Annotated in this window: 6 protein-coding genes; 4 read left to right on the forward strand and 2 right to left on the reverse strand. The window is 64.8% G+C overall.

The window, feature by feature from the left end; translation table 11 throughout:
• A partial coding sequence (locus SE91_RS22110; RefSeq protein WP_156490040.1) for an MFS transporter occupies nt 1-776 on the forward strand: 776 nt, incomplete at its 5' end.
• Nucleotides 777-798: 22 nt separating this feature from the next.
• Here the strand turns inward: SE91_RS22110 and SE91_RS22115 are convergent.
• Both SE91_RS22115 and SE91_RS22120 read right to left on the reverse strand, forming a co-directional pair.
• The gene (locus SE91_RS22115; RefSeq protein ID WP_061849102.1) at nt 799-2,982 is read right to left on the reverse strand and encodes a hypothetical protein; all 2,184 of its coding nucleotides are present in this window, start codon (nt 2,980-2,982) and stop codon (nt 799-801) included.
• A gap of 247 nt (nt 2,983-3,229) precedes the next feature.
• Nucleotides 3,230-4,849, reverse strand: a complete 1,620-nt coding sequence (locus tag SE91_RS22120; protein ID WP_060735400.1) for a B12-binding domain-containing radical SAM protein — start codon at nt 4,847-4,849, stop codon at nt 3,230-3,232.
• Between the two features lie 332 nt (nt 4,850-5,181).
• On the opposite strand from SE91_RS22120, the gene SE91_RS22125 reads away from it, so the two are divergent.
• The 3 genes from SE91_RS22125 to SE91_RS22135 are packed head-to-tail and all read left to right on the forward strand — an operon-like array spanning nt 5,182 to nt 9,155.
• Complete coding sequence (locus SE91_RS22125) at nt 5,182-5,631, forward strand: (2Fe-2S)-binding protein (RefSeq protein ID WP_061849103.1); 450 nt, start codon at nt 5,182-5,184, stop codon at nt 5,629-5,631.
• Between the two features lie 10 nt (nt 5,632-5,641).
• Nucleotides 5,642-7,828 carry a xanthine dehydrogenase family protein molybdopterin-binding subunit gene (locus tag SE91_RS22130; protein ID WP_061849104.1) on the forward strand — a complete coding sequence of 729 codons (2,187 nt, stop codon included), beginning with the start codon at nt 5,642-5,644 and terminating at the stop codon, nt 7,826-7,828.
• 55 nt (nt 7,829-7,883) lie between these two features.
• Complete coding sequence (locus SE91_RS22135; protein ID WP_061849105.1) at nt 7,884-9,155, forward strand: NAD(P)/FAD-dependent oxidoreductase; 1,272 nt, start codon at nt 7,884-7,886, stop codon at nt 9,153-9,155.
• Nucleotides 9,156-9,244 lie beyond the last annotated feature (89 nt).

The raw sequence follows: 9,244 nt of genomic DNA on the forward strand, positions 1-9,244 counted from the left end.
CGCCGCGCGCCGGTCACGGCTTCGACTTTCTCGGCGCGCTTGTTGCTGCGGCCTGCCTCGGCCTCTTCATCACCGGCATCGGCAGCGCCGCGCATAATCTGTCGCCGGCGGTCGTCGGCATCGAGCTGATCTCGGCGCTCGCGCTCGGCTTCATCCTGATGCGCCGGCATGCTGATCATCCGGCGCCGATGCTGCCGATCGACCTGTTCAGCCGGCCGATGTTCGCGCTGTCGGCGGCGACCGCGGTCTGCTCTTTCGCGGTGCAGGGCCTCGCCTTCGTCTCGCTGCCGTTCTACTTCGAGGGCGTCCTCGGGCGCTCGCAGGTCGAGACCGGGTTCTTCATGACGCCATGGCCGCTGGTGGTCGGCATCATGGCGCCGATCGCCGGACGCCTCTCCGACCGTTACCCGGTCGGCCTGCTCGGCGGCATCGGCCTCGTGCTGCTCGGCCTTGGCATGGCGCTGCTCGCAATGCTGCCGGCCAATCCCGCCATTGTCGACATCATCTGGCGCATGGTGATCTGCGGCATGGGGTTCGGCTTCTTCCAGGCGCCGAACATGAAGGCGGTGATGGGAAGCGCGCCGCCGCATCGCAGCGGCAGCGCCTCCGGCATCGTCGCCACCGCGCGGCTGACGGGCCAGACCACCGGCGCGGCACTCGCCGCGGCCTGTTTCGCCTTCGCCGGCCATGAGGGCGCAACATTGGCGCTGGCGCTCGGCGCAGGCTTCGCCGCGCTCGGCAGCGTGATGAGCTTCCTGCGGCTTACGGTGAAGTAGACGCAGCGCTTTCAGGCGGCCTTCACGGCGCCTTCTGCGCGATGGGGCGGCTCACGACGGACGCAGCATCGAGCGGCTCGCATGTGATCGTCCGTTGAAACCCCTTCCAGCCCGCGGTCTCGCTCAGCGGCACGAACGTGCTCCCTTGCGGCTTCAGCACGATCGGCTCCGACTTCAGACAGAGATCGGGAAATGCGATGCCATGACCGGCGGCCTGGGTGAACCGCCCGACCAGCATCTGGGATGCTCGCAACCGCGTCGCCGGCGAGGCCCGCATGGTGCGCTCGGGGTCGAACGCGCGGTAGCACGGCCAATCGGTGCGGTCCGGTTCGAACTCGTAGACGATCCGGCATGCCGCTCCCGCCGATTTCACGAAGGGCATATTCGAGGGGGCGGCGGCATCGCGCTCGAAAACCAGGGTCTGCAGCGTCAAAGCCTCCGTCGTCGCGGCCGATACCGGCTTGCCCGGATCGATCACGATTTCCCCACGCGAGAACACCAGCTTGGTCCTGGGCCGGGCGTCCCGGGTCTCCAGCACCAGCATCGGCCTCTGCGCCCAGGAGCGATCCACCTCCACCTCGCCGTTGCTCATCATCAGTGGCAAATTGCCGATGGAGGGATTGTCCTTGGCGAAATCGACCATGCGAACGTGCGCGCTCGTCTTTGTCACCTCGAGACTCAGGAATCGCAAATCGTCGACCTTGCGCGTGATCGGCATCATCGGATCGAAGCGATCGTCGATGTCGAACCGGACGATCTTCTTCAGCTTGGCCGAGAGAGGCCCTCGATCGACGGGCGGCGGTGCAACGTCGATCACCAGCAGGGCGCCGTCGGGCGAATAGGTATTGCCGAAGGCCCGCTGCCACAGTGCGATCAGCGGCGAGTCCGTCCGCTGCGCTATGTCCCGCGCGAAATAGATCTGCTGTCCGGGACGAACCAGCGGAAAGTTCTGAAATGCACCGAGCCCCGCGCCGTCGCGGACCTCCGCCTCGGGGAAGGTGACGCATTTGGACCGATCGTCATCGCTGGCCCCCTCGACCTTCTTGGATGCGGAGCGCGAACAGAAGCTCAGATGGTGCTCCCTGGTCTTCTGTGGGCTGATCGACGTCGCATAGATGAGGTCAGGACTGCCGGGGACTTCCATCGGAAGCGGAGAGCTCGCGAACATGTCGATCTCCACGCGGGTGAGCGATGGGCCCGCATCGACCGAACAGAGATCCCGGATCGGTGAAGTGTTGGTGAGGAGACGCGCAGCATCGGCACTGATGATACAGGATATGCTGTTCTCCGGATTGTTGCGGCTCATCCAGATCAGATGGTCCTTGCCCGCACCATCGACCAGCAAATGCGGCGCTGCGTGCCGCCGGCGCGGCGGCAACCAGACCGGCATGGTTTCGGTCAACATGGGCACACGCCTGAGCAGCACGTCCGGCAGGCGCGTCACGCCCACCGAACGCAATTCGGCGCTGACGGCATTGGGATCGGTGGTCCACTCGAGAACGGGAACATTCGCGCAGGTGATGCAGGTCACCGCAAGATTGGAGCGAAGGTTCTCGAACATGAGAATGACCTGATCAGGGTCATTGGCGTATTTGGCAGGGAGCGCCGCCTTGAAGGGATGACTGACGACGCGGCTGACCTGAAAGCCGTTGGACCGTGACGGGTCGGAATCGAACTCGAAATAGGTCGATCGATCCCAGCCGCGATAGGCGTCGTACCCTCCGAGGCTCACACCGGCCAGAACCAATTTGGAGTCGGACTGACAGCGCGCCGCGCCGCCGTCCTGACTGCCGTTGCGGATGTAGACGCAGAGCCGAAAAGCCGCGTTTTGCAGAATGCGATCGCAATCGTTCTGGTTATAGCCATAGGTCGCAAGGCCATGGCGATAGCACAGGTCGTGGAAGACGCAGGCCTGCCTGAAGCGCTGCAAGACGAGATGGCGCTTCTGCTGGGAATTCCTCTCGCCGTCGAACAATATGTTGGCCCAGGGCGGCAGGCTGCAGTTCAAGCCTTCGCCGCTGCCGCCGATCGTGCTGACGACGTCCGGCCCCGATTGAAACGCGGTGACGGTGGCGGGCATCTCTCCGTCGGTGACGTCCTCGACATTCTTGTAGATGGAATCGGTGATGAAGGAAGGCAGGTATGTGAGGACCAGCGCGATCAGGACAATCAATGCAATTGACCAGCGGATCACCTTCCCGACCATGGCTCAACCCCGCGAAAGCTAATTTGGCAATGGCGTCAGTCGCAATGTCGCACGAACACGTTAGCAGCGCGGGTCAGTTGAAATACCCCGCGCGGAACTTTTCCGGGCGCCGAAACCACGGCAAGACCAGTGTTGCCTCGAGGAGGATCAGCTTGAGGTTGTCCGGCTGTCAAGCCGGGATATCACACATGACATTTGGTCGCCGGCGCATCAAGACGCCGGCGGTCCTCATCGACTCTCGCGGATGTCAGGCCAGATGTCGCGCCTCGGCCGCGGCCGCAGCCACGACGGGATTTGGCACCTGCTCGTCCAGCGCCGCCAGGCGCTCATCGATGGCAGCGATGACCTTGCGCGAGAACGGGCCGAGATGCGCATAGGCCGCGATCATCTGCACGGCAATGCGCGCCGACGACGTGTCGCGCTTGGCGCAGTTCATGAAGGTCTGCCACAGCGGACCACGCGCTTCGGGGAGCGCGGAGACCACACGGTGCACGGTCTCCATCGCGCCGAGCTTGGCGCGAATGTCCCCCTCGGCGAGCTCGTGGCGCTGCCGCGAACGATCGAGCAGCGTCATCAGGCGGTCGACGCGTCCTGCATAGGCGGCCGGACTGTAGACGCGCTCCAGCACGCGCTTGTAGTCCGTCAGGATGTCGCGCAGCGGACGCACCGGATCGAAGTTGATCCCGGCCGTGCACTGATCGGCGCCGATGGTCGGGGCCACATCGTGACCCGGATGGAGCCGGCCTTCGCGCTCCAGGCGGCGCGTCAGCTGCGTGTTCGGCAAGGCATAGAGCAGTCCGACCATGGCGACGGGGATCGCCGCCTCCTCGATGAAGTCGATCATGGCGTCGGCCATCGAGACCTTCTCGTTGTCGAAACCGACGATGAAGCCCGCGGTGACCAGGATGCCAGCGGCGTAGATCTTGTGGATGCTCTCGGCGATGTTGCGCCGCGTGTTCTGCTTCTTCCGCATTGCGACCAGCGTCGCCGGATCCGGACTTTCGATGCCGACGAAGATGCCGAAGAAATTGGCCTGCCCCATCAGATCCAGAAGCTCCGGATCGTCGGCGAGGTTGACCGAGGCTTCGGTGGAGAACTCGAAGGGATAGCCGTGGGTCCGCTGCCATTCGGCAAGTTGGGGCAGGAACTGCCGCAGCGACTTCTTGTTTCCGATGAAATTGTCGTCGACGAAATCGAGATGACCGCGATAGCCCATGTTGTAGAGCGTCTCGAGCTCCACGAACATCTGATCGACCGTCTTGGTCCGCGGCACGCGTCCATAGAGCTCGATGATGTCGCAGAATTCGCAGGTGAACGGACAGCCCCGGGAATACTGCACGCCGAGATAGAGATAGTCGTCGAATTTGAGCAGGTCGAAACGCGGCACCGGCGTCTTGGTGACGTCGGCCTGGAATTTCGGCGCGGTGAAGGTGCCGGACCGTGCGCCGCTCTCCCAAGCCGCGATGAAGTCGTCGATCACGCTCTCGGCCTCGCCGAGCACCCGGAAGTCGGCCCGCTCATAGAGGTGGGGGCTCGAGGTGGGATCGGGGCCGCCGACGACCACCGGCTTCCCAGCCGCGCGGCAGAGCTCGATCAGGCGCAGGGTATCGGCCTGCTGGGGCATCATTCCGCCGGTGAAGATGACATCGGCCCAGGCGAGGTCGTCGTCGCCGAGAGGCGCCGTATTGCAGTCGATCAGCCGGACCGTCCAGCTCTTGGGCAACATGGCGGCCACGGTGATCAGGCCCAGGGGAGCGGCCGGGCGCTTGACGCCCATCACCTTGCAGGATTCGCCAAAGGTCCAGAAGGACTCCGCCGAGAACAGCGGATAGAGCATCAACACGTTGCAGGGGCTTGGCAAGTTCATGGAACTCCTGTTGGCGGCGGCGCAGTGTACCAAAGCCCCCGCGTCTTGCACCCCGGCAAACGGGACAAACTGTCGCCGCTTGCCGCGCCTCCGACCGGAACCAGCGCCACAGCCGGACGTCGCTTGAAGCCGCGGATTGGCGCTCCGGGAGAGACAGCAACCCGAATCGATTGAGAAGGGATGAGGCAAAACATCGCCCGCGTCCATACCCTTACGCAGAGGCCCATGCATAACGGCCACCCCTCGGACTGTTGATTTGAACGGTTCCAATTCGCCCGACACAGTGCGCCCCTGAGTTCAATCGGTGGATTGGGCCAATCAGGGGACTTGCGATGGCAAACCTAACAATCAACGGAAAAACCTACTCCCTCGACGTCGAACCGGATACGCCGCTGCTCTGGGCGATCCGCGAGAATGCCGGCCTGACCGGCACCAAATATGGCTGCGGCATTGCACAATGCGGCGCCTGCACGGTTCACATGGACGGCGTGGCGATGCGCTCCTGCGGCATTTCGGTCAGCGAGGCCGAGGGCAAGAAGATCACCACGATCGAAGGGCTCGCAACGGGGGATTCGCTGCACAAGGTGCAGGAGGCCTGGATCGCCCAGGACGTGCCGCAATGCGGCTACTGCCAGAGCGGAATGATCATGGCGGTGGCGGCGCTGCTGAACGAGAAGCCCAAGCCGACCGACGCCGACATCGACGAGGCCATCACCAATATCTGCCGCTGCGGCACCTTCGCACAGGTGCGCGCGGCGATCCACACGATCGCAAGCGCGTAAGGAGCGGCACATGAACAAGCACGTTTCTCCCACGATGAACCGTCGTGCCTTCGTCATCGGCACGGCCGCGGTCGGCGCCGGCCTTGCCATCGGCCTCGACATCCCGTTCGGCGGCCCCGCCGTGGTCCGCGCCGCCGACGGCTCGCCCGAGATCGGCGCCTGGGTCGTGGTCCGGCCCGACGACACCGTGGTGATCCGCATCGCCCGCTCCGAGATGGGCCAGGGCTCGCTGACCGGCCTCGCCCAGTTGGTCGCCGAAGAGCTCGAATGCGACTGGACCAAGGTCACGACCGAATATCCGACCCCCGGCCAGAGCGTCGCCCGCAAGCGCGTCTGGGGCGATTTCTCGACTGGCGGCAGCCGCGGCATCCGCTCATCGCAGGACTATGTCCGCAAAGGCGGCGCCACCGCGCGCGTGATGCTGATCCAGGCCGCCGCCGATGCCTGGAAAGTGCCGGCATCCGAGTGTACTGCCGCCAACAGCGTCATCACCCATGGGCCGTCGGGCAGGACCACGACCTACGGCAAGGTCGCCGAGGCCGCGGCCAAGCTGACGCCGCCGGCGGACGTCAAGCTGAAGGATCCCAAGGACTGGACGCTGATCGGCAAGGGCGTGAAGCGGCTCGACACCGTCGACAAGACCACCGGTGCCATGATCTACGGCGCCGACGTCAAGCTGCCGGGCATGCTGAACGCCGCGATCAAGGACTGTCCGGTGTTCGGCGGCAAGTTGAAGAGCTTCGACGAAGCCAAGATCGCCAGCATGAAGGGCGTCAAGAAGGTCGTCAAGGTCGGCGACACCGCGGTCGCGGTGGTCGCCGATACCTGGTGGCACGCCAAGACTGCGCTTGAGGCGCTGCCGATCGTCTGGGACGAAGGCGACAACGCCAAGGTCTCCAGCGAGTCGATTGCGAAATGGCTGGCCGAAGGCCTCGACAATTCGCAGCCGGCCTATGTTGGCAACAAGAACGGCGACGCCAAGGCCGCCATCGCCGGCGCAGCGAAGAAGATCGAGGCCGTCTACAGCTATCCCTACCAGAACCACGCCACCATGGAGCCGATGAACGCCACTGCGCTCTACACGGCGGACAAATGCGAGGTCTGGTGCGGCACGCAGAATGGCGAGGCGGCGTTCGCCGCGGTGCTGGAGGCGTCCGGCCTGCCGGCCGAAAAGTGCGACGTGCACAAGGTGATGCCCGGCGGCGGCTTCGGCCGGCGCGGCCAGACCGACTATGTCCGTCAGGCCGTTATCATCGCCAAGCAGATGCCGGGCACGCCGATCAAGCTGTTGTGGTCGCGCGAAGAGGACATGGCGCACGGCCGGTATCACCCGATCACCCAGTGCAAGATGACCGGCGCGTTCGATGCCAACAACAATCTGATCGCGTTGCACTACCGCCTGTCCGGGCAATCGATCCTGTTCTCGCTGCGTCCCGAAGCGCTGCAGAACGGCATGGATCCCGCGGCATTCCAGGGCGTCGCACAATCCGGCGAGGCCGCGTTCGGTTATTCCGTGCCGAACCTGCTGGTCGAGCATGCGATGCGCAACCCGCACGTTCCGCCCGGCTTCTGGCGCGGCGTCAACGTCAATCACAACGCGATCTACATGGAATGCTTCATGGACGAGCTGGCCCAGGCCGCAGGCCAGGACCCGCTCGAATTCCGCCGTAAGCTGATGGGCAACCACCCCAAGCACCTGGCGGTGCTCAATGCCGTCGCCGAGAAGATCGGCTGGACCACGCCGGCGCCGCAAGGAATCTATCGCGGCATCGCGCAAGTCATGGGCTATGGCAGCTATGTCGCCGGTGCCGCCGAGATCTCGGTGACCGAGGGCAGCAAGATCAAGGTCCTCCGCATCGTCGCCTCCACCGACCCCGGCTACGTCGTCAATCCGGCGCAGGTGGAGCGGCAGGTCGCCGGCTCCTTCGTCTACGGCCTCTCCGCCCTGTTCTACGGCGGCTGCACCGTCAAGGACGGCAAGATCGAGCAGACCAACTTCGATACCTACAATTCGATGCGCATCAGCGAGATGCCGAAGGTGGAGACGGTAATGGTGCCGAGCGGCGGATTCTGGGGCGGTGTCGGCGAGCCGACCATCGGCGTCGCGGCGCCGGCGGTGCTCAACGCCTATTTCGCGGCGACAGGCAAGCGCATCCGCTCGGTGCCGCTGCGCGACCAGAACATCACCTTCGCGTAAAGAAGCGCCGCGGCGGCCTCAAACGGCCGCCGCGGCATTTTTCCGGATGACATGCATGAATGCGCCGGTGACGCGGCGGAATGCCGTCCTCGGCATCACCGCCGCGGCCACATTGCTCGCCGCACCTTCGATCCTGCGTGCGCAATCGGCTAGCCGCGTCGTCGTGGTCGGCGGCGGCTTCGGTGGCGCGGCTTGCGCCCGCGCGCTCAAGCGCGCCGATGCGAAACTGCAGGTCACCCTGATCGAGCCGAACAGGACCTTCATCTCCTGCCCCTTCAGCAATGAGGTGATCGCGGGTCTGCGCGAGATGAACGTGCAGCAGTTCGGCTACGACAAGCTCGCCGCCGAGGGCATCAGCATCGTTCCTCAGGCCGCGACCAGCATCGACACGCAAAAGTGTAGCGTGACGACAACTGACGGTGCCGCGTTCGGTTACGACCGTCTCGTGCTCTCGCCCGGCATCGACTTTCACTTTGAAGCCCTGCCCGGCTATGACGATGCCGCATCGGAAAAGATGCCGCACGCCTGGAAGGCCGGCGCACAGACCCTGTTGCTGCGCAGACAGCTGGAGGCGATGGCGGATGGCGGTACGGTCGCCATTGCCATTCCGGCCAATCCCTCACGCTGCCCGCCCGCGCCTTACGAGCGTGCCAGCCTGATCGCGCATTATCTCAAGGCCAACAAGCCGCGCTCGAAGGTCCTGCTCCTCGATGCCAAGGACACTTACTCGCAGCAGCGGCTGTTCGAAAAGGCCTGGAAGGAGCTCTATGGCGACATGATCGAACGCATCGGCCTGTCGCAAGGCGGCCGCGTCACCTCGGTCGATCCCGCGACCAGAACCATCATCACCGAGTTCGGCAACTACACGCCTGATGTCGCCAACGTCATCCCGCCGCAGCGGGCGGGTCGCATCGCCGACGTCGCGGGCGCTACGGATGCGACCGGCTGGTGCCCAATCGATCCCATCACCTTCGAATCCAAGCTCGTCAAGAATGTCCACGTCATCGGCGATGCCTGCCTCGGCGGCGGCATTCCCAAATCGGCCTCAGCTGCAAGCGCGCAAGGCAGGGCCTGCGCCGCCGCGATCGTCGCCTTGCTCGCGGGGCACACGCCCCAGGCGCCGCGCTTGACTGGCGTCTGCTACAACGTCGTCGCGCCCGGCTACGGCTTTTCGCTTGTCGGCAACTATCAGCCGAAGGGCGAAATCTTCGCAGAGGTCGAAGGCGGCGCGACCAGCCCGGTCGATGCCTCGCGCGAGCTGCGGGCCCGAGAGGCGGCGGAGGCGGAGCGCTGGTTTGAAACGATCACGGCGGACACATTTGGTTAGCGTAAGATGAGAGCAAGCTGTCGCGATGAGCTCGGTGCGCTCCCTCCCCCGCTTGCGGGGGGAGGGTTGGGGAGAGGGTGTCTCCACTC

The sequence above is a fragment of the Bradyrhizobium sp. DOA1 genome, assembly GCF_001593325.1.
Taxonomy (GTDB): domain Bacteria; phylum Pseudomonadota; class Alphaproteobacteria; order Rhizobiales; family Xanthobacteraceae; genus Bradyrhizobium.